A 23,698-nucleotide genomic window follows, 5' to 3' on the forward strand; every position below is an offset into this window, starting at 1 on the left:
CCCGTGAAATGCTGGTGATGAAGATGGATCGGGTGGGCGGCCCCCTCGGTCCGCCCACCCGCCGCCGGTTCGATCAGACGATGAAGCTGCTGGCCGTCAGGTTGTGACTGCCCTTCAGGTTGATCTGGAACTCGGCGTCCGTCGCAGCGTCGACGTTGCCCTTGACGATGGTGTACTCGCCATCCGCCCGGGTCTCGTAGGTGACCGTGAGCTGGCCCGCCGTGGTGAAGCTTCCGCCATTGGCCAGGGTGAAGCTCTGGTTCCCAGCCTGGCCGGCGTCCGCGTCGATGGCGCTGAGATCGAGGCGATCGCCCGGCTGGAAGTCGAGGATGGTGTCGCCATCCGCTCCAACGGCACTCAGGAAGCGGAAGGTATCGTTGCCGGTACCGCCTTCCATCACGTTCACCGCGTCGCTCGCCGTGATCACGTCGCTGCCGGAGCCGGTCGCGACATTCTCGATGCTCCACAACGTGTCGCTGCCGCTTTGGCTGCTCGCCGCGCTGCCACGCCCGCCGAGGCCGTTGCCGAGGTCGACGGTGAGGTTCGCCGTGATCGCTGAGAAATCGAGCGTATCGATGCCGTTACCGCCGTCGATCTCGTCACCGAAATAGGTGTCGTCACCGTCGCCGACCGCCGCGACGATGAGATCGTCGCCGCCACCCGCCACCACCGTGTCGTTGCCGGTGCCGGCATCGATCAGATCGTTGCCCGCCCCGCCGAATATCCGGTCGTTGCCGGCCTCGCCATAGAGCATGTCGGCACCGCCGCCGCCGAAGACCTGGTCGTCGCCCGCTCCGGCGAAGACGACGTCGCGCCCGTCGCCGGCATCGATGAAGTCTGCTCCCTCACCCGCCGAGATCGCGTCGGCACCGGCACCGCCGATCAGCGTGTCGTCGCCGGCCAGGCCGATGAGATTGTCGGCATTGGCCGTGCCGATCAGGACATCCGCCGCCGCCGTGCCGTTGCGCAGGGCACCACCGGTCGATGGGTTCGGATTGGGCGCGGGCGTGCCCGGGCCGTCATCGTCGTCGCAACCGCAGGACGGATCATCATCGTCCTCGTCCTCGTCATCATCCTCGTCTTCGTCGTCATCGCCGGGATTGGTCGGCGTGTCGTCGTCATCCTCGTCGTCCTCATCGTCATCCTCGCCGCCGTTGCCGGCGTCATCCTCGTCATCCACCTCGAAGATGTGCTCGGCCAGATCGGTCAGGCCGGTATTGCGGGCGACGATGTCGGAGAACTCCTGGCCGTCGATGAAGGCGTCGTAGAAGTCGAAGGCTTCGAGACGATCCTTGTAGTAGAAGCGATCGGCTTCCTGCAGGCGGTCGAACTGCTCGTGCAGGACGACCCAGAAAGTCTGGCCCACGATGCCGCCATTGACGTGCTTCTCGGCGAGGCCGCCCAGCCAGAAATCGACCCGGTCGATGCCCTTCACGGTGTTGCCGTTGACGAGCTGGATGTCGGGGTTCGCGGCGACGAAGGCCGCGAGCTTCGCCGGCGTGTCGAGCACGAGGTCGGGATAGGCCTGCTTGAACTGCGCGATCACCGCGTCGCTCAGGCCGTTGCGTTGCTGGAAGTCTTCCCAGGACTGATAGGCAGACATGTTGCCGGCGAACCCGACCGCTTCCCTGACATAGGAATTCGTCGAGGCCGCGAGATCGTTGCGGATCTGGTTCAGCGTTCCCAGGCCGACATCGCGGCCGCGAGCCAGGTTGAAGGAGAACAGGTCCGCCTGGATGCGGACGAGGTCGTTGCGGACCGCGTCGACGATGTTGAAATCGACATTCTCGGCCGGCTGCGCCGCGACACCCTGCAGGATCGCCCCGACACCATACTGCGCGTAGCCGGGCTGCGGGACGTAGCCGGGAGGCAGCGGGTTCGGGAAGGCCGAGGCGTCGTTGGTCGGGTTCAGGAAGACGTCGACGAGGCTGACCTGCTTGGGCTGGCCGTTCGCGTCGATCACCGTCACGGTCTGCCCGATCAGCGAGTGGCCGAAGCGGAAGGCCGCCGCCGCGAACTCGTGGCTGACGCCGGCATCGGCTGCGGCATTGTAGCCGTCATGGCCGTGGTCGCCGCCGCTGCCGTCGCGGGAGCGTAATCCGCCGAGCAGGGTGTCGGCGTATTCGTTGAACACCACGCGCTGGTACTCGGCCTCGTTGATGATCTTGGCCGCGTCGAACAGCTCCTGCTCGGTGCCGACAAAGCCCGCAGCCTCGAGCTGGTCGGCATGGAAATTGTGGTTCCGTGCCCAGATCGTATGCATCGAGGTCAGCGCGAAGTTCTCGTTGGTACGGCCGTCGCCGGCGACGTAGTGGTCGAGCAGGCTGATGAACGGATTGCTGTCGAGCAGCAGGGCCTGGCCTGAGCCCATGAAATTATTGGCAAGCTTCGAATAGACCTGCGGATCGAACCCGCCGGTCGCATCGACCAGATCGCCGGTGACGCCTTCCGAGACCGGATAGTTGCTGTAGTAGTCGCGGAATGCGATCTGGCCGCCGGGCAGCGACGGGTCGTGGAAGACCGTGTTGTTCGCCCAGTGATGCTGGATCGCCTCGCGCAGCGTCGGCAGCAGGTTGAAGGACGGGTTCGACGGATCCGACGCTCCCTTCAGCAGGTGGGAGGTCAGACCGCCAAGACCATCGCCTTCGCGCAGGAACTGCGTGACAAGGTTGTGCGAGCCATAGGCCTGATTCTGGTCGACATAGGCCGAGGTCTTGTTGAGGTGCTGCGGGATGCCATCCCGCATGGCATGCACCTCGCCGCGGGTCAGATCGGCGGGGTTGCCCTGACCGGGAGCCCCGGTGCCGGGCGCGCCGATCTGCACCGTGCCGTTGACGGCGTTCTTCGGCAGGAAATCGAGACCATGGTCGACATATTGGCCGAAGGCCATGAAGAAGATGTTCGCGTCGTTGCCGGCCTTCGGCAGCCCGGCCTCCTGGGCTCCGAGGATGTTCGAGATCGCCCGCGGGTCGAGCCCGTCATAGATCGGGTTGAGCCCGAGATTCCCGATCGCGGCATCGGCCTCGCCATAGCGCGCCTCGGTCAGGCGAATGAATGGCGTGTCGGCCTGACCGGAGGACTGATTGCCTTCGTTGTTGCCATGGCCGGAAACCTCGCGCGGTCCGAGCCCGCCCTCGGCATCGTCGTCGTCGGGGAAGGGCAACTGGCCGTTGACCAGTTTCTTGAGACCTTCAAGGTCTCGCGGGCTGATCTCGAAGGCGCCTCGTGGCGGATCGGCCTCTTCGCGGATCACCGGCGTCCCGCCCGAGGCGTAGGTGATCGAGTGCGTACCGTTGGAGAGTGTCGTGGTGCCGTTCGGGTTCACCGTCGAGACGTAATCGGCAAGGCTGGTACCGGCCGGGACCTCGATCACGTCCTGTGACCGCAGGGTGCCGACAAGCGTGTCGTTGCCTCCGTTCGAGCGGAATACGATGCGATGGGCCGAGGTCAGCGTCGAGATATCGACGGTGTCGTTGCCGTTCTCGCCGTTGATCGTGATCGTGCTGAAGTTGAGGCTGGTGCCGGTGAAATCGCCGACCACCTGGATGGTATCACCGCCGTTGCCCCCGGTGTTGAGGCCACCGCCATCATTGGCCGTGACATTCAGCGTATTGACGACGATTTCCTCGACGTTATCGAGTTCGGCGATGGCCGTTTCGATGCCGCCGACCGTGCGCGTCACGACGATCTCGGTTGCCGCGGCGAAACTCGTCCCGAGCGCCGTAGCAAGCCCGGCGTTCTGCCCGCCGGTCATCGCATAGAGGCGGAATATCTCGGCCGCCGCGGTGCCGGTCAGGGTGTAGGTGTCGGTCCCTGCCCCACCATCGATCAGGTCGCGCCCGTCGGTGCTGGTCTGCCTGATCGAGTCGTTGCCGGCCCCCCCGTTGATGGTATCGTTGCCCGCGCCACCGTCGATCGTATCGTTGCCGCCGTTGCCACGCAGGATGTCGTTGCCGCCGGCACCGTTCAGCGTGTCATTTCCGCCGCCAAGGAAGATGACGGAGTTCACGCCATCGGCGATGTCGTCCCCGGCCGTGCCATTGAAGGTGTTGTTTGTGCCCGGAACGCCATCCCAATCGACGCCAACCGGCAGGGTCGGAGCTGAGAACACCGTTTCGAGTGTCCCGCCGCCATCTGTGAAGCTGACCGCCACGCGCAGATGGCGCCCCGCCTGATCGCCGAAGATGACCAGAAGGTTGTTGTCCGGAGTGAAAGTGCCTGCCGTCGCGCCGGCAATATTTGTCCAGGTCACGCCGTCGGGCGACGACTGCCACTGGTAGCTGAACGCGCCAAGCCCGTTCGCGTCGGCGATGCCCGCCGTGTTGACGGTCAAGACCTGCCCCTCGGTCGGGGAGCCGCCATTGGCGTCGACGATGATCGGTGCACCCGTCGCCGGGGCATTGTTGTCCACGACCGGGGCCGTGGCCTGCGAGACGACCTGCTCTGCGCCGCCGAGTCCGTCGGTGAAACTCACGACAACGCGCAACTGCTGGCCGACCTGCGCCTGCTGCGCAGCGAACGTGGCGCTGGTCGCACCGGGAATGTTCGTCCAGGCCAACCCGTTCGGCGAGACCTGCCACTGGAACGCGAAGATGCCCAACCCGTTGGGATCCGCGATTTGGCTCGTATCGGCAGTCAGAATCTGCCCCTCGTCGGGCGTCGTGTCGCTGATGACCGGAACCCCGCTTGCCGGCGTCGGAACCAGAGCACCGACGTCGAAGAGGCCATCGGCAAACTGCAGCTTCTCGATGTTCCAGAGCTTGTCGCGACCGTCGGAGACGAAGTTGGTCCCCGCCGGCCGGTTTGCCGGATCGAAGCCGGTGTGCTCCACGACAAGGGCCCCATCGGCACCGCGGCTGACGGTGTAGTTCTCGGAGGCATCCCAGAAGACCGCGGTATCCACATCCACGTCGGCGGTGGCGGAATCCGTGTGATCCAGAATCTCCCGCACGATGTTGAGCTGGACCGGCTTGATCGCGCCGCTCACCATGAGTTCGCTCAGCGCCTTGCCGTGCCACTGGCTGTAGAACTGGTGCGTTGTCGGCAGGTCGAGAACCTGCTTCAGGCTGTCGACGGTGGCGAGCTCGGTCCCGGTCGTATCCCTGATGCTGATGCGGACATTGAGCCAGGCGTCACCGTCGATGACGTCGTCGCCGCCGCGGCCTTCGATCACGTCGCTGCCCTTGCCGCCGAGCAGGATGTTGCCGCGGTCGAAGGCGACGCCCCCTTCGAAAGCGGTGGCGACGGTAGGACCGGCGAAGTCGCCGATGATCGGACGCAGGTTCGTGATCCGGTCGACGCCGCCATGAGTGAGCTCATGACCGGTCATGGTGTTCTCGGCGCCGGCAAGGGCGGGAACGGCCTCGATCTCGCCCGCTGTGACGTCGCCGCGATTGTCGCCCCACAGCCGGTCGTTCTTGTCCCAGCCCGAGAGCGCCTCGACGGCATCGAAGCGATCACGCAGGATATCCTGCTGGTCGGTGGTGAAGATCGGCGTGAGCAGATCCGAATCCGCGGCCTGCGGATTGCCCTTGTGGATCGCCCAGTCGAAGCCGAGCATGCCCTCGTTGCGCATCACGCTCTCGCCCTGAACCATGATGTCGTCGCCGGATTCGGCGTCGAAATCATGCTCGTCAGTGCCCGCGAACATCACGTCGTGGCCGAGAATGGTCGAGTTGAAGAACAGTTCGGAATTGTCGCCGGCCGTCGTATCGAAGCCGCCGCCACCCTCGATCCAGTCGCTGCCTTCGTTACCGAGGAGGAAGTCGCCGCCCTCGCCGCCGAGGATGAAGTCGTCATCGAGGCCGCCGAAGGCTTCCTTGCCATCCGGCCCGGTGATCAGGACGTCCTTCCCTTCGTTGCCGAAGATCAGCGCCAGGCCGCTGCCGCCATGGATGACGTCGTTGCCCGCCTCGCCATGCAGCATGTCGACTTCACCGATGTCGGTGCCGCTATTGGTGATGATGTCGTCGCCGTCGCCGCCATGGATCTTGTCGACGCCGTAGCCGGCCTCGATCCGGTCGTCGCCTCCGCGGCCCCAGACGGAATCGTCGCCGCCGCCGGAAACGATGATGTCGTTGCCCATCGTGCCCTGGATCAGGACGTGGTCGGCGGTGTTGACGCGCACCGAGCGCGCGATCTGCCCGGTGCCGAGGCTGCCGGCGGCGAGCAGCACGTTCCCCGTCGCGGGGTCCCTGATGAAGGTGCCGTCGTTGTTGCGCTGGTATTCGATCAGGTCGCCGTTGGCATCGCGGCGCTCCACGAAGGCCGAGAGCGCCTGGAGGAACGGGTCCTCGTGGACAGCTTCCGGCACCCCGAATTTCGCCTGGTCGCGTGCGTCCATGTAGATGACGTGGTCGGGAACCGAGAAGATGTCGCCGGGCAGGGCATAGCCCGTTTCGCCGAGATCGGTGTTGTTCAGCACCATCTTGGCAAAGGAATTGTTCTCGAGTTCGTTGAGGAAGTTCAGGCCCTGGACCCGTGACAGGTAATAGAAGCGGTCGCCGTTCTGCAGGTTCTCGAGCTGCAGCTCGAACACGAATGAGAAGGTCGAGCCGAGCATCCCTCCGAAGGGCATCTTCTTCTCGGCGAGGCCACCGACCCAGAGGTCGACATTGTTGAGGCCGCCGAGATCGTCGGCGTTCGGGCCGGCACCGTCGACGGCATAGGCGCCCTTCGCGTTGAGGAAGGCCAGGCGGTCGGCGTCGAAGTCGGCAGCGGCCTGCCCCGTGAGGGCGCTGTTGCCGAAAACAAGGTTCATCGCCGCGTCGCGCTTCGCCTCGGAGGTCGTCGCGCTCGTGATCGTCTCATGCGTGCCGTAAGCCGCGATGAAGTTCACGACCGAGGCCGGATTCTTCATGTTGAGGGCGAAATCGGTCCAGCTCGTGTAGGGGTCGAGCTGACTGTCGCCGTTGGCAATCGCCTTGAACTGCGCGCGCGCCTCGTTGAGTGCGGGGATGCCGGCATCGCGGCCGCGCGCGATGTTGAGCGCGGCGAGGTCGAGGGGGATGCCGACCAACTGATTGCGCAGGACATGCGTGACGAACTCGTCGATCTCGTTGCCGACCTGGCTCGTCATGCCGCGCACGATTGCGCCGGCGGCCTGGTCGTGATCGAGCAGGATCTGCTGGCCGTCGGCGCCGAGGATGGGGGTTCCGTTCGCCGCGCGCTGCACCCCGCCGAAGGCGAGCGGATTGAGGAACGCGCTGAACAAGGCGAGGTCGCCGCCGGTGCCGTCGGCGTAGGTCTGAGCGACGTCCTCACGCAGCATGGAGTGGCCGAAGCGATAGATGACGTGGGCGAACTCGGCGAAAATCGCCGGGTTGATGTCGGTCGACGGATTGAAGACGAAGGCATCGACGTCCGGCTGAACCTTGCGCGCGAACTCTTCGAAGACAAGGTGCTGGTACTGCATCTCGGTCGTGAAGCGGGCGGCCTGGAACAGGCGTTCGCCATCCCATGCGAGGCTGGAGGGATCAAGCGCGCTGACCTGCGCGGCGCTCAGCCCGGCGGGAACGTCATCGAGGAGCCACTCGTTCAGGAAGGCGGCGTCACCTGACTCGAGCGCCCGCTGCTTGACCTGCTCGACCATGCGGTTGTGCTCCGAATGGAACACATGATGCACGGCGGAGAGGCCGATATTCTCGTTGCCGCGGCCATCGCCCGTGACGTAGTGCGCATTGAGCAACTCATCGTCATAGGTGAGGGCCACGCCGGCGGCATTGAGCGGAATTGGGTTGCCGGCGACGATGTCGTCGTCGGGTTGCTGCATCACCGAATTACTCGTACTCGGGTTGCGGTCGGGATCGACGAGCCCCTTGAACACCGCATTATGGGCAATATCGTCGATGAAGGCGTGCCCCGTGCGGACGGCGGAAACAGTTTCGCCCTCGGCGATCGTCCTGGGATTGAGCGGGTCGGAGGTAGCGACGATCGTCCCGACAGGGAGCTGAATCGCCGAGACGTCGACGCGATTGACGGTGTCGCCAGATACGAGGATCGGGGAGCCGTCGGGCCTCAGACCGGCGATCACCTGCGGCAGGCCGTTGGCCCCGCGGATGAACTCGCCGTATTCGTCCATCGCGAACATCGGGATATTGCCGACATCGGCGTCTGTGAGTTGAAAGCCGAGCTTGAGCGCCTGCGCCTTGACGTCGGCCCAGGTGGCCAGTCCGCCCTGCGCCCCGGTGAGCAATTTGCCTGTCGCGAGCGGCATGCCGGTCGAGAAATCGTACTCCCGCATGAAAAGCTGCTTCGACGCCGTCGAGCCGTAGGTCTGGTTCTGATCGACGAATGGCGTCGTGAGATTGTTCGCGTCGGGGATCGAGCGCGTCAGGACCATGAAATTCGTCTCGGGCCGAGCGGGATCGTAGAGCGGATCGTCCGGGCTCAAGGGGATGTAGACTGAGCCACCCTGCTTCGCGACCAGGTCGAGACCGTGATCGAAGAACTGCCCGAACAGCGTGAACCACGAATTGAAGGACGCCGACAGGCCCTCGTCCGGGGCGACATTCGGCAGGATGATGGTGTGGGTCGTCTGCTCCATCTCGATGCCGTAGCCCTCGGCAAGGGAGATCGTCGCAGCCAGGGCGGCCGGCGCGCCTGCCTCAAGAACCGCGGCGGCGCTGTCGAGGGCGGCCCAGCTGGGCAGCGGCTGGCCCGTGGCGTCGAAATGCTCGGGCGCATTAGCCAGGGCGCGCGCCGCGGCCGCCTCCTTGACCGGGGCATAGGCGTCATTGATGGCGTTCAGCGCGGTCCACAGCGCGGCGCCGGAGAAGCCCGCATGGCTGAGCGCCGCGTAGACGGCAGCCGGATTGCCGAGCGTCTGGTCGACGATGAGGTTCGAGATCAGGCGCGGATCCGCATCGACGACAGACCCGTTGGCGGCGTAGTTGTTGTTCGTGAAGAGCGGTCCTTCGCCGAGCGAGATGCTGTCGTCCCGCTCGTTTCGGTAGGCCAGTTCGGCCAGATGGATGAAGGGATTGTCCGCGGCGCCCCATTGGTCGCGGCCCGCCACCATGTTGTTGAAGCTGCCGTCGACGGTCCGCAGTCCGTAGGGCGCGAGCGGATGGCTGATGGCCAGCACGGCACCGGAAGAGCCCTGGGCCACGACATCGCCGGCAGCGTTGACATAGATCCGGTCGAGCGCCGTTCCACCCGAATGCGCCTCGGCGATCTTGATCTGACGCAGAATGAACTCGAGATCGTGCCTGACGATATTGACCATAGTCGTGATCCTCAAAATCGACGCACAAAAACCGGCCGCGGAAACCATTTCCCGCAGCGATGTCTTGGAGACAATCGGCAAAATACACTGTATAAATGCGTCTTAGACGCCACCTAGCCTTGCGTAATCAATGCGCAATGACGACGACGCCTCCCCGCTTTAACCATTCATTAATCATCAGAATGCCTGAGCGATGCCAAGCGCGGTAGATGGAAAGGTCGAGAAAGAAGCAGCGGCCAAAGACGGAGCCGCCCCCTCGACCTTGGGTCCATCCGGATACGGACCAAAGTCGGCATCGCTCCTCGATGGCCTGCGGCGACGCTGGGCTGCGCAGAGCCTGGAACGTCGCTTCACCATAGCCGCGGCGCTCGTCGTCGGGTTGTCGATGGTCATGCTGGGCTATTGGGTCGAACGCCGCATCCGCACGGGTTGGGAGCAGGGCATGGCGGAGATCGGTGCCCATTATCTCCAGGCTTTCCTGGCTCCTTACGTCCTCGATCTCGAGCATACCGGCACGTTGTCGGAAGGCAGCAAGGACCGGATCAAGGCACAGGTAATGGAGAGCCCCCTCGGACAGCGCGTCACGATGATCAAGATCTGGAGTCGAACGGGCAAATTGATCTACAGCACTGGCAAGGCCAAGGAGGACGCGCAGCTCCAGCCTTCACAGATCGACCGGTTGCTGAGAGGGCAGGTCGTCGTATCCCCGCATAACGGCGACAGCCATGGCGATGAAGAATCCGGTCAGCGCTCGCTGGAAACCTATGCTCCGATCTACAAGCCGGGCACGAACACGATTCTCGGCTTCGGCGAATTCTACGAGGTAAGCTTTTCGCTTGATCGTGAGATTCAGCAGTTGCGCTATGCGACCTGGTTCCTGATCCTGAATGTCGCGATCCTCATCGGCTTTCTGCTCTATCTGACGATTCGCCACGCCAGCCACATCATCAGTTCCCAGCAATCGCAATTGGAGGCCAATCTCGCGCGCGCATCGGCTCTCGCGAAACGGAACAATATGCTGCGACGCGCGGCGGACCAGGCGCGGCTCAATGCAGCCGTTTCGAACGAGAGCTATCTCGCGCGCATCGGCGCCGACCTGCATGACGGTCCGATCCAGATGCTGAGCCTGCTGATCTTGCGGCTGCCTGACGAGCCACCCGAACTCAAAGCGCAACTGGAACAGTTGCTCCAGCAGACTCTCGCCGAATTGCGCGACCTGTCGGCGGGGCTCGTTCTACCCGAAATCCGGGACCTCTCGCCCTCCGACACGATCGAAGCCGCGATCAAACGACACGAACAGCAAACCGGCACCATCGTCGCTCGCGCTCTTGTCGACTTGCCGGACCAGATGCCCGAAGCGATCCGCCTCTGCGCGTTTCGCGTCGTGCAGGAGGCGCTGATGAATGCCTACAAGCATGCTCATGGACACAACCAGCGCGTCGAAACCCGCTTTTCCGCCGAAACGCTGGATATCATGATCTCGGATAGCGGGCCGGTCGGTGATGCTCCGCAGTCCGGCGCTTCGCAGCAGCGCTCTCCGCTGGGCCTGAAAGGACTGGAGTCTCGCGTGAAAGCCTTGCGCGGCAGCCTGACCGTCATGGCACAGCCACAGGGTGGGCTTCTCCTCAAAGTGCTCCTGCCCGTGCGCCGGCGCTCCCTGAGGACGAGGGTGGAATGAGTCGCGACGGCAGCGAGCTCGAATTCAGCGGCCGGCCGAAGAGAAGTCGGCCGGCTTCAATTTCTGGGCTGCGATCACGACCTCGAGACGGTTTCGCGCGTGAAGCTTGGCCATCAGATTGGTCATATAGCTCTTGACCGTCTTCTCGCTGAGATCGAGCGAACGGGCGATCTCCCGGTTCTGCTTGCCGCAGAGCAGCAGGCGAACGATCTGCTCTTCGCGAACGCTCAGTTTCGTACTGACCTGAGCCTGCCTTTCCGCAGTCTTGTGGTTCAAGGCACCAATAACCTTCGCGGCAAAGGAAGGCGTGATGTAAACCTCGCCGCGCAACGCCGCCTCGACCGCATCGAGCAGTTCCGTGGCGCTGCTTCCCTTCAGGATATAGCCCGCCGCGCCGGCGCCCAGCGCCTTGACCGCATGCTCTGTCTCGGTGGAGGCCGTGAACACGACGACCCGGCAGGCCGGAGCATTATCGTGCAGTTCGGCGATCGCGCTGAAGACGTCGCCAGGCATATTCAAGTCGACGATCAGGATGTCGCATGGCTGCCGGCTGGGGATTCCTACGATATCCTCGGCTCTGGAGCCAATTTCAATCACAACGCATTTTTTGCTGCGCGCCAGAACCGCCGCAATCCCTTCCGCCAGAAGGGGATGATCATCGACGATCCCAACCGAAACTAGAGAACTGGACCCACCACGCATCGCTTACCATCGGTCAGATTAGATTTTCCGTAAAGAGGCAAATTGAGGCGCGGTTAATACCGGCGGCCTCTGGCAGGCCGTCGTGCGACGCTGGGCGGCGTCTTGCCGCGAGCTGTTCACTGAGCTCCCTGCGCTTGAACTCGACCCGTGGGCGCGATGGCCAATTACGGACTTTCATCCCGTGCAAGCCCGGTTTCCCGGTCCACTTGTCGTCGTCACACTGGCGGTCCTCACAGGACGCGGTTCAGAGACAGGTGATCAGACTTGGCTATTGCCTCCGAGTTTTTCGTCACTGACGGCGGCACGTCACGGTGATGTCGTACGCCTCCCACGACACCCAACTCCGTCAAAGGTCATGCTCGCCCCAAGCCAGGCTCCGGTAGTCGAAACCGCTCTCGATGGCCGGCTTGATGATCTGGAAATACGGTGAAATATCGAAGTCACGCGGGGCGTAGAGGCTATGGTGCCGGATATGCAGGATCTCGCGGCGGGCATGATCGCTGCCGGCCCGCTCATGGCTGGGCAAGTGATCGATCAGCGGCAGGATGGGGTAGTGCACGGCCTGAAAGGCCTCGGCGATCAGGGTCGAGCAGATCGCCCGGGACGGTTCGCCGCTGCCGAGCGCGATCATCCGCCGCCGCCAGCGGACAGGCAGAAACGGAATGGGATGGAGGTAGCGCGCGAGGTCTAGGACATTGCGCATGTCGTAGCGGAAGCCTAGCCGCGCGATCATGAAAGCAACGACCTTGTGCCGGTCCTCGGCAGTCAAGCCGACCGGGCGGCAAATGCGGGTGGTGTACTGCGTGTATTTGGTCAGCGGCACGGCGATGCAGCCCGCCGACAGATCGACCTCGACCAGCATGGCGTCGTCGTCCGTTTCTCCGCGCGAAGCCAGGGTATCGCCGACGAAGAGCGTGGCATGGGACCAGGTCGATTGCGTCATGTACTTGATGACGGTCGACACGCGCTGGTTTCCTTCGATCAGCAAGACGTCCGCCGGTTGCAGGTTTCGCCGCAGCGCTACGGGATCGGAGGGCGTGAACGGTTCGTAGGCTCTGGAGGGCTTGGCGATCACCTGCATGATGGCCTGGCCGGCGAGGTCGCGGATCCGTTCCCGAACGCTCATCTTCCGTCTCCAGCGCGGCTGGCGGGAGGGTCATTGAGGCCGCGCCCTGCCGAAGGTGATCATGAGCGTTGCGGGATTTCGCGACAATATGCCTCGGAACGATGAAAAGCCGCGTTTCGCTCCGGCGAAATCGTTGAGAGTGCCTGGCTACCCAAGGCACGCACCGACCCGCAGGGTTTCCTCCGCCTCGCCAATCCGCAACCGAAGAGGCAGCTCTCCTTCCTGTCCGGCCTGCGGGCACAGAGCACGCAAGGCCAGATCGCAGACGCTGTCGGCAAGGTCCGAGAGGGACGCAGCCGCATGAAGCGGCAGGACCGCCAGGGCGGACTCGACGAAGACATCGCGCGCATCGGCGACGTGCTCCGGCGCCAGTTCCGGAAACGCCTCGAACAGCGCCGCCAGGCCGCCGCCATGATCGCCGGTCCGCGCGCCGAGAGCCGTGATGAAATGCGTGAGGCCGCGCTCGAATTCGGACCAGCCGTTGCCCACGGCACGATCGAGCGGACGACGCAAGCGGGGATGCGCCCGCAGCCGCTCGCTCAACGTGACGACGACGTCATGCAGGCTGTCCTCGTCGAGACCGAAGGCTTGATCGAATACCAGCCGCATTTTCGGCTTCTCCTTCCGGTCGCCCGTTAACCCCGGCGCGCTGTCGCGATGAAGCGCGTCAAGCCGCCGGCGCGAGGCCGAAATCCGCCGGGTTCAGCAGCAGATCGGCCAGAGTGTAGCGATCGATCGTTACGAGGAAGGCGGCAAGCGCCTCGTGAAGGACACCCTGAAGCCGGCACCGCGGCGCAATCACGCAGCCATCGCCGCCGCCGAAGCACTCAACCAGTGTGAAATCCGGCTCCGTCAGACGCAGAACCTCACCGATCCCGATTTCCGACGGCGCCTTGGCCAGGACAAGACCGCCGGAGCGGCCGCGGACCGCCCGAAGGAAGCCGGCCTTGGTGAGTTGATGGCAGACTTTCATCAGATGCGTCCGCGAGATCCGGTACGTCGCCGCAGTCTCCTCAATCGTGATCAGACGCTCCCCGTGGGTTGCCGCATACATGAGAACCCTGAGCGAATAATCGGAAAATCGGGTCAGTCGCATGAGGGATTCCGTCTGTTCCAGCCCACCAAGCCGGAAGGTCGCTCCTCCCGGCGCGACACACCCGACATGGCTTAGTTGTAGCAGCCCTGCCGTGCCACGCGGCCCCGCGCTGCTTGCAGCGGCCGGCGCATTCGGCTCCGCAGGACGTCCGTCCTCGGAAGCCGTGCGGGCGCTACGCGAAAACCATCACGACCACCATCCCGACAACGACCAGGATAAGCCCCCATATCAGCATCGGCACCAACGTGCTTCCGGTGTCGGCAGCGCCCGGCGGTCGCCTCATGACAGGCCTCCATAAAGATCTATTTCATATCAATCTTTATGGCGAAAAAGATGCATTGTAAATCTATGTTACATGGAGACAGCGCTTCCCCCGACGATCTGTGCGGGAGGATTGAGCTATCGCAAAGAATGCCATGGCCGACGGGTCGATACTCGCCCTTGGGAGTATGGAGGTTGCCATGCAGATCGTCGAAGCAGTTCGCCGGTGGTGGCGGGTTCAATCCTTCCTGACCACGCTCGAGGCGCTCGGTCCGGCCGCTACGGCAGCGCTGGCCAGAGACAATGGCGTTGCCGAAGCCGATCTTCATAGGCTTGCGTCCTGCAGCGACACCGGTTCATCGCTGCTTCGCCGGCTGCTTCAGCGCCTCGACATCGACTTCGAGCAGTTGGCCCGCAGCCAAGCGGGCGTCGTCCGCGATATGGCCGTCATTTGCGCGGGATGCGCAATGACGCGGCGCTGCCGAAGTGACCTCGCCCAGCAGGACGCCCCGCTGCGTCATGGGCGATACTGCTCGAACATCGGGACCATCAGGGCGCTACGCCAGGGTTCCGCTGCGACATCGGGACCGGGCGGATGTTGACCACCGCTGAACCGGCAGTCCTCATGACCGGCCTTATGCAGGCGCAGAACGGCCGTCGTATTCCGCAACCGATCTGTCCGGGACCGAGTGGATTGCTCGAATGGAGAACGGATTGAACGGGGATAACGCGAGATCGACCCGCCTCTGGGTCGACCAGGCGATAGCGGCAATCGAGGCGGATCAGCGCCGTTCTGCCGACACGCATCTGTGGGCGCTGGACGTGCCGGGGCTCACCGGGATCGAACTTTATCTGAAGGATGAATCAACGCATCCGACCGGCAGCCTGAAGCATCGGCTGGCGCGCTCGCTCTTCCTCTATGCGCTTTGCAACGGCTTCATCCGGGAAGGCACGGCGGTGATCGAGGCCTCGTCCGGCTCGACGGCGGTGTCGGAGGCTTATTTCGCTCGCATGATCGGCGTTCCGTTCTACGCCGTCATGCCGCGCTCCACGTCCCCGGAGAAGATCGCGGCCATCGAGCATTATGGCGGACGCAGCCATTTCATCGACGACGGCGAACGGATTTATGCCGAGTCCGCCGAACTGGCGGCGCGCTTGTCCGGCCATTTCATGGATCAGTTCACCCATGCAGAGCGGGCGACGGATTGGCGCGGCAACAACAACATCGCCGAGTCGATCTTCCAGCAATTGGCAAGCGAACGCCATCCGATCCCGTCCTGGATCGTAATGAGCGCGGGGACCGGCGGCACCACCGCGACGATCGGGCGATACATCCGCTACAAGCGCCACGCGACGCGGCTGTCCGTGGCCGATGTCGAGCGCTCCGCCTTTTTCGAGGGCTTCTCCACGCGCAATCCCGGATATCGCTGCGATCGCCCTTCGCGTATCGAAGGCATCGGCAGGCCGCGGGTGGAACCCTCCTTCGTACCGGGGGTGATCGACACCATGCTGCGCGTGCCGGATGCCGTCTCGCTGGCGGCGATGCGTGTGCTATCGCGGCGGCTCGGGCGGCGCGTCGGCGGCTCGACAGGCACCAACTTAGCCGCGATGTGCTTCCATGCGGCGCGCATGGCGAGCGCAGGCGAGGCGGGATCGCTGGTGACCCTGATCTGCGATGCCGGCGACCGCTATTCCAACAGCTATTACGATGACGCCTGGCTGGAAGCGAACAGGCTCGATCCCTCGCCATTCGAGCCCGCTTTCGAGGCCTTCCTGCAAAGCGGCAGGCTCGATCTCGATCTGGACGAGTGCCACCACTGAGCCAGTGCGCCACGCGCGTCCTTTTCGTTGCAGCTTCTGCCTCGGCATCGCCCCGGCGCGATTGAGGCGAATGGTCCAGGGCATGCGAAATCGCCAGAGTGGAGATCGATCTTTCCATGCGCTGTGCCAGCGAGATTGCGCGGGCCATGCTCCGCACCTCGATCACCTGGTCGATCGCGATGACCTGATGCTGGTCCGGGGAGCCGAACTGGAATGGTGGCTCCGGTCCGGGGACGAGCAACCGCTCCCGCGCCTGTTGACTGCGCAATCCATCCCAAATCGATCGGCCCGCTCATGCAGATCCGCATTCGCCAGCAGATCGGCATCGAACAATCCCGCCGATTGTGCATTTCTCTCCGTAGGGAGATCATCATGGACAAATTCAAGATTGGCGATCACGTCCGATGGAACTCCGAGGCCGGGATGGTCAGCGGCAGGATCATCAAGGTCCATCACGCCGATTTCGACTACAAGGGCCACCGTCATCGCGCCTCGCAGGAAGAGCCGCAATATGAGATCAGGAGCGACCGGACTGAGCATGTCGCGGCCCACAAGGACGCCGCTCTGACGAAGATCGGCTGATGGTCGCCCGGTTCACCACGATCGGCCACTCCAACCGCTCCCTTACCAAATTGATCACGATGCTGCAGGAGGCCGGCATCGATCTTCTGATCGACGTCCGCGCGTTTCCACGCTCGCGAACCAAACCAGAGTTCAATATCGACAGGCTGCCCGGCGCTCTGGAACCCTTCCACATCGGCTACTGCCACCTCCCGGAGCTTGGAGGACGTCGCTCGAAGCAAAGCGGCGTGGATGAGCGGCTCAATGCAATGTGGCGGAATCGAAGCTTTCACAACTACGCCGACTACGCGCTCGGCGACGCTTTCAACGAGGCTCTCCAGAAGGTGCTACGCTTCGGAATCGATCATCGTGTGTCGCTGATGTGTTCAGAGGCCGTGTGGTGGCGATGTCATCGCCGGATCATTACCGACTACCTTGTCCTGAACGGCCATCCGGTCGATCACTTGATGAGCCCGGGACACATCGAGCATGCCGTACCGACGCCGGGAGCCCGGAGGAACGGCGCTGGCAAGGTAGTCTACTCAGAGAATTCCCTCGAAGTGCCGGGTGCCCCACCTCCATCTTGAGCCAGCCCGAGCGTCGCCATCAGATCACGGGTAAGGGCAAAGCTGGTGCGAATGGGTGCGCCGCCTCAGACGGCGTGACAGGCAGCGCCCTCTCGCTGATCATCGGCCTTCGTCGAGCGCCGCCCCCTTCGCGCACAGGGCGCAGACGGCAGGGGGACGACAGTGGCGCGATACGGAACCGCTAGCCCGCCATCACGCATAAGGTGACGCGAGAGCCCCGGATTTTTTGCATGGCTTCTTGAAATCTGCCGCAACCGATCGAAGGCGGCGGCTGGAAAGCAAGACGCCGCCACAGGTGGCGTGGCGGCGTAGGGTTTCTCGCGCTTGGACGTCTCAGCTTCCGGACCGGCCGGCCAACTGCGGCACGAACATGTCGCTCCACTTGGCGGGTTTCACCTTGATCGAGCCAGCCTTGTGCATGAACTCGGCGAACTTCATCACGCCCTCGGGCGTGGCGGTGAAGCGGGCATCCTTGTCCTCGATCATCTGCTGGACCTCGGCGGCGTCGATCTTCACCTTCGAGCCCTTGGCGAAGATCTCGGCGGCGAGCTTCTTGTCCTTCTCGATCAGGGCGTTGGCGTCATCCATCGCGTCGATGAAGGCCTGGGTCATCTTCGGATTGGCGTCGACGAACTTCTTCGGCGCGAAGGTGACGTCCAGCGTCAGGTTGCCGAGATAGTCGACCGAGTTGAGCACACGGTGGATGCCGGGGCTCTTGGCCTCGATATACTGGAAGGGCGGCGAGGTGAAATGCGCCTTGATCTCGGTCTTGCCGCCCACGAGTGCGGCGAGTGCCTCCGGATGCGGCAGGCTCACCGTCATCGGGTCCATCTTGGCGTAGTTCGCCTCACCGAACTCCTTGGCGGCGATCATCTGCAGCACGACGGCGGCGAGCGAGGTCTTGATGCCCGGCAGCGCGATCTTGTCGGTCGCGGTGAAGTCCTTCAGCGATTTCAGCTCCGGCTTGTTCGACATCATCCAGAGCGAGGTCGAGCTCATGCCGGAGACACCGACGACCTCGACGCCCGGAATGCCCTTGGCCTTGGCCCAGAGCGTGACGAAGCCCGGCGCGCCGGTGCCGGCGAAATCGAGCGTGCCGGCCATCATCGCGTCGTTGATGACGTTGCCGCCGTCGAGCATCAGCCAGGTCACCTTGATGTCGCCGAGTCCGGCGGCCTTGGCGCGCTTCTCCAGGAACTGCTGATCCTGCATCACGAAGAGCGGCAGGTAGAGGATGCCGAACCCCTTGGAAATGCGGACCTCGCTGACCTCGGCGCGGGCCGGGGCGGCGAGCGCCGCGCCGAGCGCCGCGACGGTGAAGGCTGTGCGCAGGAAAGTCTTGAATGCCATGGGTATTTCCCTCCGAGTGACGGCCGTTCGGCCTTGTGAAGTTTCGATATCAGTGCTGCATGCCCCAGCGGCGGATTGTCTTGCGCTCGATGGCAGCGAAGATGACGTTCTCGACGAAGAGGCCGATCAGGATCACGGTGAACAGGCCGGCGAAGACATTCGCCGTCTCGAGCTGGTTGCGGTTCTCGAAGATGAACCAGCCGAGGCCGCCAGAACCCGAGGAGACGCCGAAGACGAGCTCGGCCGCGATCAAGGTACGCCAGGCGAAGGCCCAGCCGACCTTGAGGCCGGTCAGGATCGCCGGGAAGGCGGCGGGGATCAGGATGAGCCGCACCAGCTTCAGGCCGCGCAAGCCGTAGTTCTGGCCGACCATGCGCAGCGTGTTCGAAACCGAGCGGAAGCCGGCATGGGTGTTGAGCGCGATCGCCCAGAGCACCGAATGCACGAGCACGAAGATCACGCTGCCAGTGCCGAGGCCGAACCAGATCAGCGCCAGCGGCAGAAGCGCGATCGCCGGCAGCGGGTTGAACATCGAAGTCAGGGTTTCCAGCAGATCGGCGCCGATGCGCGACCCAATCGCCAGCGTGGTCAGCAGGGCGGCGAGCACGATGCCGATGCTGTAGCCGATGACGAGGGTCTGGAGCGAAACCAGCATGCGCTGCGGGATGACGCCGTTGGCGATGTTTTCAACGAAGGCCTGCACCGTCTGGCCGAAGGTCGGAAACAGCAGGGGATTGCCGAGCCAGCGGCCATAGGCCTCCCAGGCGAGGGCGAGAACCGCGAGGATCAGGCCCTTGCGGACGAAGCCGAGACGATAGATCCGCTCGGCCCAGCCGATGGTCTTGGCGACGACGGGAGCGTCGCTGGAATTGACGTCGCGGATGATTTCCGGACGGAAGCTGACGAGATCGGTCATGGCGGTCACCTCCGGCTCAATGATGCGCGAACAGCATGTCGTTGATGCGGGTTTCGAGCGCGGCCTGCTTGCCGGTGCCCATCTCTTCGGGCGGCACGCTGTTGAGCTCGGCCTTGACCTCGCCCGGATGCGGTGAGAGCAGCAGGATGCGGGTGCCGATCCGGATCGCCTCCTCGATCGAGTGAGTGACGAAGAGCACGGTGAACTTGGTGTCGTCCCAGAGCCGCAGCAGCTCGTCCTGCATCTTGCGGCGCGTGAGGGCGTCGAGCGCGGCGAAAGGCTCGTCCATCAGCAGCACGTCGGGCTCCATCGCCATGCCGCGTGCGATGGCGACGCGCTGCTTCATGCCGCCGGACAGCATATGCGGGTAGCTGTCGATGAACTTGGAGAGGCCGACCTTGTCGATATAGGAGCGGGCACGCTCCTCGGCTTCAGCCTGGCTGGCGCGGCCCGAAGCCGTCAGCGCGAAGACGACGTTCTCGCGCACCGTCTTCCAGGGCAGGAGCTGGTCGAACTCCTGGAACACCATCATCCGGTCCGGCCCGGGACCGGCGACCTTGCGGCCCTTCAGACTGATCTGGCCCTCGACGGGCGTCAGGTAGCCGCCGATCGCCTTGAGCAGGGTCGACTTGCCGCAGCCGGACGGGCCGAGCAGGACGAAGCGGTCGGACGGATAGACGTCGAAGGAGACGCGCCGCGTTGCAGTGACCACGACATCGGGCGTCTTGTATTGCAGCGTCACGCCCTCCACCGAGAGAAGCGGAGTCGCAGTTGCAGCGTCGAACGGGGCCAGCATGCACCCTCCCTTGTTTCGTTTCCTTACGCACTTATGGGCGCTTGCCGAGGGTGATAATCTGCGAGACTGACTCCAGCCTGACTCGGAGCCGGGAGGGAGATCCGCTTGCGTGTGCTGGTCGTCGAAGACACCGCCGATATCGCCGAGGCCGTGGTGATGCGGCTGGAGAAGATCGGCCACGCCGTCGACTGGGAGCAGGACGGTCTCACGGCCTCCGAGCTGCTGGCCGTGCAATCCTATGACCTCGTGGTGCTCGATCTCAGCCTGCCCGGCCAGGACGGTCTGGCGGTACTTCGGCAAATGCGGGCGCGCCGGCTGAAGACGCCGGTGCTGGTGCTGACGGCGCGCTCGGCCGTGGACGAGCGCATCGGCGCGCTCGATCTCGGCGCCGACGACTACCTGATCAAGCCGTTCGACTATGGCGAACTCGAAGCTCGTGCCCGCGCGCTGCTGCGCCGTAGTGCCGGGCAATCCGACAATCTCCTGCGCTTCGGGCCGCTGGTCATCGACCGGGCCGGGCGCGTCGCGAGCATCAACGACCGGCCGCTCAACCTGACACGACGCGAGCTCACCGTCCTCGAAATCCTCGCCGCCCGCCCCGACCGGATCGTGCCGAAGGAGGAACTGGTCGAGCAGCTCTTCAATTTCGACCAGGAGGCGAGCCCCAACGCGGTCGAACAGTTCGTCGCGCGCCTGCGCCGCAAGCTCGCGGACGCCTCGGTCGAGATCAGGACCCTCCGCGGATTGGGGTATCAGCTTGCAGTTGTCTGAGTTGCGCCTGTCGCTGCGCTTCCGCATCATCGCTGTGCTGGCGGCGGTGCTGGCGGCGGGGGCGGTCGTGCTGGGCGCCGCCGCCTGGCATTCCTCCTCGCTGGCCGCCCAACATGCCTATGACCGGCTCCTGCGCGGCGGGGCGGTGCAGATCGCGGAGAATGTCTATGTCCAGGGCGGTGTGGTCACCGTCGATCCGCCGGTCTCGACCATCGCCACGCTCGCCGACTATGATCTCGTCTTCTACAAGGTGGTCGATCCCCGCGGCATCGTGGTCGCCGGCTATGAGGATCTCGCTTCGGGCGCCGACCCCGTTGACATCAAGGCGGGCGTCGTCCTCGAAGACGGAACCTATCAGGGCCAGCCGGTGCGCATCGCTACGCTGGCGCGGCAGATTGACCTCCCCGGAACCAACAACTGGGCGACGATCGTCGTCGCCCAGACGACCGAGGCGCGCAGAGCTCTGGCGCGCGACCTGACGCTCAAGGCGCTCGGCGTCATCGTCGTGATGAGCGTGCTCGCGTTGCTGGCGGCGGCCTATGCCGTGACGCTGGCGTTGAAGCCGCTGACCCGCATCGAGCGCGAGATCGCCGCGCGCCGCCCCGACGATCTCCGCCCGATCGAGGCCGAGCCGCCGCTGGAAATCCGCAATCTCGTCGAGGCTATCGACGATTTCATGCGCCGCCTCTCCGAGCGGATGGCGATCATGCAGCGTTTTATCGCCGATGCCGCGCACCAGATCCGCACGCCGCTCGCAGCGCTCGACGCCCAGGTCGAGATCCTGATCGGTACGCCGGCCTCCCGGCGCAAGGCGGACACCGTCAGGCGCATCCATGAACGCACGGCGGAACTCGGCCGTCTCACCGGGCAACTGCTCGACCATGCGATGGTGATCCATCGCCGGGACGCGGCAACGACTATACCCGTCGATCTGAACGAGATGGCGAAATCCGTCCTCGCTAAGGCGGTACCGTTTTCGCTGCCCCGCGAGATCGACATCGCCTTCATGCCTGACGAGACAACGCCGATGGTGAAAGGCGATGTCGTGAGCCTGCGCGAAGCGCTCAGCAATCTCATTGACAATGCCCTGAAGCACGGCGCGCACAGCCGCCTCCTCGTTGCGGTCGGTGCTGATGAAGCCAGCGCCTGGATCGAGGTCGAGGACGATGGCGACGGCTTTTCCTCTTCGCCGGCCGTATTGATGCAGCCTTTCGTCAAGGGCACTGCCTCTCCGGGCTCCGGTCTCGGTCTCGCGATCGTGGCAGAGGTCGCAACGGCCCACGGAGGCGAGCTTGCCATCGTGCGTGAAAGCGGCACTACCCGGGCCCGGCTCGTTCTCGCACGCTGAGCAGGCTGCTGCCGTCTCCTTGAATGGTAGCTCCCAGCAGAGATCCCAATGGCCGCTCGGGACCGATACCAGTGAAAATCCGAGGTGGATCGGGCCGGCGTCTCGTTCCGATCTGATCGATTGATCCTCGGCCTGTCAGAGCGGCACCGGCTCCGTTCGGCAGAAACTTGGCGAGCTTCCTGAAGCCTGAGGCGGTCGGTGCGGGACCCGGAAGTTTCCCCGAGCGGCTTCCGCGAGGATCGGCTTCTCGAGCGCCAGGTTCGAGACCGCCTTGCGCACCCGCTCGATCTCCTTCTCGACGTTCTTCGATCGCTTCACCTGCTCGCCTTCAAACCGCCGAACGCCTCGCGCCAACGATAACAGGTGAAGGCCGCCCCTCCGATCGGGCGGGTCGCCCCGGCAACCAGCCGGCCTTGCGACAACAACACACCGGCCTGTCGCAGCTTCGCGACGATCTCGTCAGGCTTACGACTCTTCAGCGCCTTGGCGGCCTCGCCAGGGCTCGAAAGCCAACATCACGGAGGACCATTGTCCGGTTGGCAGGCCGGCAGCTTTAGAACGGCAATCGCGAGGCTACTGGCACCTCATGGAATGCCCACCCCAGACGGGGCACCTTCCGTGGGATCGAAACCGCCCTAGTTGCCGATCTGGAACGAGTAGTTGGCGCCGACGCCGACCGAGAACTGATCGCGCTGGCCGATCGTGCGCACCAGAGGCGAGTTCGAGGCCTCCTTCGCCAGCCGGTCATAGCGCGCGAAAAGCGTCGTCGACCATCGCTCCGACCACGTATATTCGAGCGCCGAGGCAAGACCGACGCTCTTGAGGCCGCCGGAGGGGCGGTAGGTGGCGAGATAGCCGTTCACCATCGATTCCGCCGGTGTGATCCCGAAATTTCGGCGCATATATGAGGCCGTCCCGAGCGACAGGCGCGGCCCGCCCGAGACGGTGAAGCGACCGAAGCGCTCGACCCAGTCGGCCGAGAGGTCGGCGATGACGCCGTGATGCCCGTGGAAACCTTGGCGGATCTCCGCGCGCGTTCGCAGGCGCTCGAGAATCGGCCAGTATTCGGCAAAAATACCGGCCTCGATTGTCCAGGGCACGTCCCGCAGGCCGAAGAGGCGATTGTTCGAGCTGGAGTATCGGCCGCTTTTGAGGCCACCTGCCAGGCCGATGCTGAAGCGGTCTGTCTCGTAGAGCGCGAAGTCCAGGCTGTCGTCCGGCGCACTGAAGCCGGCAGGCTCGCCGACGCGCCGCCAGCTCAGCGAGGGCATGAAGGACGGGCCGGCCGAGTTGGCCCCGTCAAATTTCGGGCCGAGCTGGAGCGAGCCGCCGAGCGTGATGATCCAGCCCTTCGCGGGGGTGGGGTCGATCAGGGCCGGCGCAGCCTCCTGGGCGCTCGCCGTGGTCGCGAGGAGAAGGCCCAGGCAGGAGACACTCAAGGTACGCATAGAAATCTCCG

General features: G+C 64.3%; 17 protein-coding genes and 1 pseudogene. 7 read left to right on the forward strand and 11 right to left on the reverse strand.

The genetic code is table 11. The features are described 5' to 3' along the window. Positions 1-73: 73 nt before the first annotated feature. Both J0I42_RS06150 and J0I42_RS06155 read right to left on the reverse strand, forming a co-directional pair. On the reverse strand, positions 74-9,226 hold the full coding sequence (locus J0I42_RS06150) for a peroxidase family protein (RefSeq protein ID WP_291653809.1): 9,153 nt from the start codon (positions 9,224-9,226) through the stop codon (positions 74-76). A 127-nt stretch (positions 9,227-9,353) separates the two neighbouring features. Beyond that, a complete protein-coding gene (locus tag J0I42_RS06155) occupies positions 9,354-9,734 on the reverse strand; it encodes a hypothetical protein (RefSeq protein WP_291653811.1) in 381 nt (126 codons plus the stop codon). 78 nt (positions 9,735-9,812) lie between these two features. On the opposite strand from J0I42_RS06155, the gene J0I42_RS06160 reads away from it, so the two are divergent. Continuing rightward, the gene (locus tag J0I42_RS06160) at positions 9,813-10,904 is read left to right on the forward strand and encodes a sensor histidine kinase (protein ID WP_291653812.1); all 1,092 of its coding nucleotides are present in this window, start codon (positions 9,813-9,815) and stop codon (positions 10,902-10,904) included. Positions 10,905-10,928: 24 nt separating this feature from the next. On the opposite strand, the gene J0I42_RS06165 is transcribed toward J0I42_RS06160, so the two are convergent. From J0I42_RS06165 to J0I42_RS06180, 4 genes are all read right to left on the reverse strand, one after another. Continuing rightward, entirely contained in the window at positions 10,929-11,606 is a 678-nt protein-coding gene (locus tag J0I42_RS06165) for a response regulator (protein WP_291653814.1), read from the reverse strand. 346 nt (positions 11,607-11,952) lie between these two features. After that, positions 11,953-12,732, reverse strand: coding sequence for a C40 family peptidase (locus J0I42_RS06170; RefSeq protein ID WP_465247645.1), 780 nt, complete (start codon positions 12,730-12,732; stop codon positions 11,953-11,955). Between the two features lie 147 nt (positions 12,733-12,879). Further along, on the reverse strand, positions 12,880-13,341 hold the full coding sequence (locus J0I42_RS06175; RefSeq protein WP_291653817.1) for a hypothetical protein: 462 nt from the start codon (positions 13,339-13,341) through the stop codon (positions 12,880-12,882). Positions 13,342-13,399: 58 nt separating this feature from the next. Further along, positions 13,400-13,828 carry an RrF2 family transcriptional regulator gene (locus J0I42_RS06180; RefSeq protein ID WP_291653819.1) on the reverse strand — a complete coding sequence of 143 codons (429 nt, stop codon included), beginning with the start codon at positions 13,826-13,828 and terminating at the stop codon, positions 13,400-13,402. A gap of 461 nt (positions 13,829-14,289) precedes the next feature. Here J0I42_RS06180 and J0I42_RS06185 point away from each other — a divergent pair, with 461 nt between their 5' ends. The 4 genes from J0I42_RS06185 (at position 14,290) to J0I42_RS06200 (ending at position 17,058) form a co-directional block, all read left to right on the forward strand. Next, a complete protein-coding gene (locus tag J0I42_RS06185; RefSeq protein WP_291653820.1) occupies positions 14,290-14,691 on the forward strand; it encodes a DUF6455 family protein in 402 nt (133 codons plus the stop codon). A gap of 112 nt (positions 14,692-14,803) precedes the next feature. Then, entirely contained in the window at positions 14,804-15,910 is a 1,107-nt protein-coding gene (locus J0I42_RS06190) for a PLP-dependent cysteine synthase family protein (RefSeq protein ID WP_291653822.1), read from the forward strand. Positions 15,911-16,282: 372 nt separating this feature from the next. Next, positions 16,283-16,492, forward strand: a complete 210-nt coding sequence (locus tag J0I42_RS06195; protein WP_291653824.1) for a hypervirulence associated TUDOR domain-containing protein — start codon at positions 16,283-16,285, stop codon at positions 16,490-16,492. Further along, entirely contained in the window at positions 16,492-17,058 is a 567-nt protein-coding gene (locus J0I42_RS06200; RefSeq protein WP_291653826.1) for a DUF488 domain-containing protein, read from the forward strand. Before J0I42_RS06195 ends, J0I42_RS06200 begins: the two co-directional genes overlap by 1 nt. Positions 17,059-17,391: 333 nt before the next feature. Here the strand turns inward: J0I42_RS06200 and J0I42_RS06205 are convergent, their stop codons facing one another. Genes J0I42_RS06205 through J0I42_RS06215 form a run of 3 tightly spaced genes read right to left on the reverse strand, consistent with a single transcriptional unit; the run spans position 17,392 to position 20,120 of the window. After that, positions 17,392-18,408, reverse strand: a complete 1,017-nt coding sequence (locus J0I42_RS06205; protein WP_291653828.1) for an ABC transporter substrate-binding protein — start codon at positions 18,406-18,408, stop codon at positions 17,392-17,394. Positions 18,409-18,457: 49 nt separating this feature from the next. After that, positions 18,458-19,324 (reverse strand): ABC transporter permease, encoded by an 867-nt coding sequence (locus J0I42_RS06210; RefSeq protein WP_291653830.1) that lies wholly within the window; start codon positions 19,322-19,324, stop codon positions 18,458-18,460. 16 nt (positions 19,325-19,340) lie between these two features. Further along, positions 19,341-20,120 carry an ABC transporter ATP-binding protein gene (locus J0I42_RS06215; RefSeq protein WP_291653832.1) on the reverse strand — a complete coding sequence of 260 codons (780 nt, stop codon included), beginning with the start codon at positions 20,118-20,120 and terminating at the stop codon, positions 19,341-19,343. A 105-nt stretch (positions 20,121-20,225) separates the two neighbouring features. Here J0I42_RS06215 and J0I42_RS06220 point away from each other — a divergent pair, with 105 nt between their 5' ends. Both J0I42_RS06220 and J0I42_RS06225 read left to right on the forward strand, forming a co-directional pair. Further along, entirely contained in the window at positions 20,226-20,891 is a 666-nt protein-coding gene (locus J0I42_RS06220) for a response regulator transcription factor (protein ID WP_291653834.1), read from the forward strand. Continuing rightward, positions 20,878-22,239, forward strand: a complete 1,362-nt coding sequence (locus J0I42_RS06225; RefSeq protein ID WP_291653836.1) for a sensor histidine kinase — start codon at positions 20,878-20,880, stop codon at positions 22,237-22,239. The genes J0I42_RS06220 and J0I42_RS06225 overlap by 14 nt, the downstream gene beginning before the upstream one ends. 195 nt (positions 22,240-22,434) lie before the next feature. Here J0I42_RS06225 and J0I42_RS06230 read toward each other — a convergent pair. Together J0I42_RS06230 and J0I42_RS06235 are read right to left on the reverse strand one after the other, a co-directional pair. After that, positions 22,435-22,718: pseudogene (locus J0I42_RS06230) on the reverse strand (IS3 family transposase); the annotation flags it as partial. 156 nt (positions 22,719-22,874) lie between these two features. Further along, on the reverse strand, positions 22,875-23,687 hold the full coding sequence (locus tag J0I42_RS06235) for a MipA/OmpV family protein (RefSeq protein WP_291653838.1): 813 nt from the start codon (positions 23,685-23,687) through the stop codon (positions 22,875-22,877). Positions 23,688-23,698 lie beyond the last annotated feature (11 nt).

This window comes from Allobosea sp., from assembly GCF_017308015.1.
GTDB lineage: Bacteria > Pseudomonadota > Alphaproteobacteria > Rhizobiales > Beijerinckiaceae > Allobosea.

Bases quoted from the DNA above. Each gene is read 5' to 3' on its own strand.
- J0I42_RS06155 (WP_291653811.1), bottom strand. From the start codon at position 9,734: ATGCTCGAGATCGAGGACGTAAGGAGCCAGGAAAGCCTGGAGATAATG.
- J0I42_RS06165 (WP_291653814.1), bottom strand. From the start codon at position 11,606: ATGCGTGGTGGGTCCAGTTCTCTAGTTTCGGTTGGGATCGTCGATGAT.
- J0I42_RS06210 (WP_291653830.1), bottom strand. From the start codon at position 19,324: ATGACCGATCTCGTCAGCTTCCGTCCGGAAATCATCCGCGACGTCAAT.
- J0I42_RS06170 (WP_465247645.1), bottom strand. From the start codon at position 12,732: ATGAGCGTTCGGGAACGGATCCGCGACCTCGCCGGCCAGGCCATCATG.
- J0I42_RS06200 (WP_291653826.1), top strand. From the start codon at position 16,492: ATGGTCGCCCGGTTCACCACGATCGGCCACTCCAACCGCTCCCTTACC.
- J0I42_RS06175 (WP_291653817.1), bottom strand. From the start codon at position 13,341: ATGCGGCTGGTATTCGATCAAGCCTTCGGTCTCGACGAGGACAGCCTG.
- J0I42_RS06150 (WP_291653809.1), bottom strand. From the start codon at position 9,226: ATGGTCAATATCGTCAGGCACGATCTCGAGTTCATTCTGCGTCAGATC.
- J0I42_RS06195 (WP_291653824.1), top strand. From the start codon at position 16,283: ATGGACAAATTCAAGATTGGCGATCACGTCCGATGGAACTCCGAGGCC.
- J0I42_RS06215 (WP_291653832.1), bottom strand. From the start codon at position 20,120: ATGCTGGCCCCGTTCGACGCTGCAACTGCGACTCCGCTTCTCTCGGTG.
- J0I42_RS06235 (WP_291653838.1), bottom strand. From the start codon at position 23,687: ATGCGTACCTTGAGTGTCTCCTGCCTGGGCCTTCTCCTCGCGACCACG.
- J0I42_RS06185 (WP_291653820.1), top strand. From the start codon at position 14,290: ATGCAGATCGTCGAAGCAGTTCGCCGGTGGTGGCGGGTTCAATCCTTC.
- J0I42_RS06205 (WP_291653828.1), bottom strand. From the start codon at position 18,408: ATGGCATTCAAGACTTTCCTGCGCACAGCCTTCACCGTCGCGGCGCTC.
- J0I42_RS06180 (WP_291653819.1), bottom strand. From the start codon at position 13,828: ATGCGACTGACCCGATTTTCCGATTATTCGCTCAGGGTTCTCATGTAT.
- J0I42_RS06160 (WP_291653812.1), top strand. From the start codon at position 9,813: ATGATCAAGATCTGGAGTCGAACGGGCAAATTGATCTACAGCACTGGC.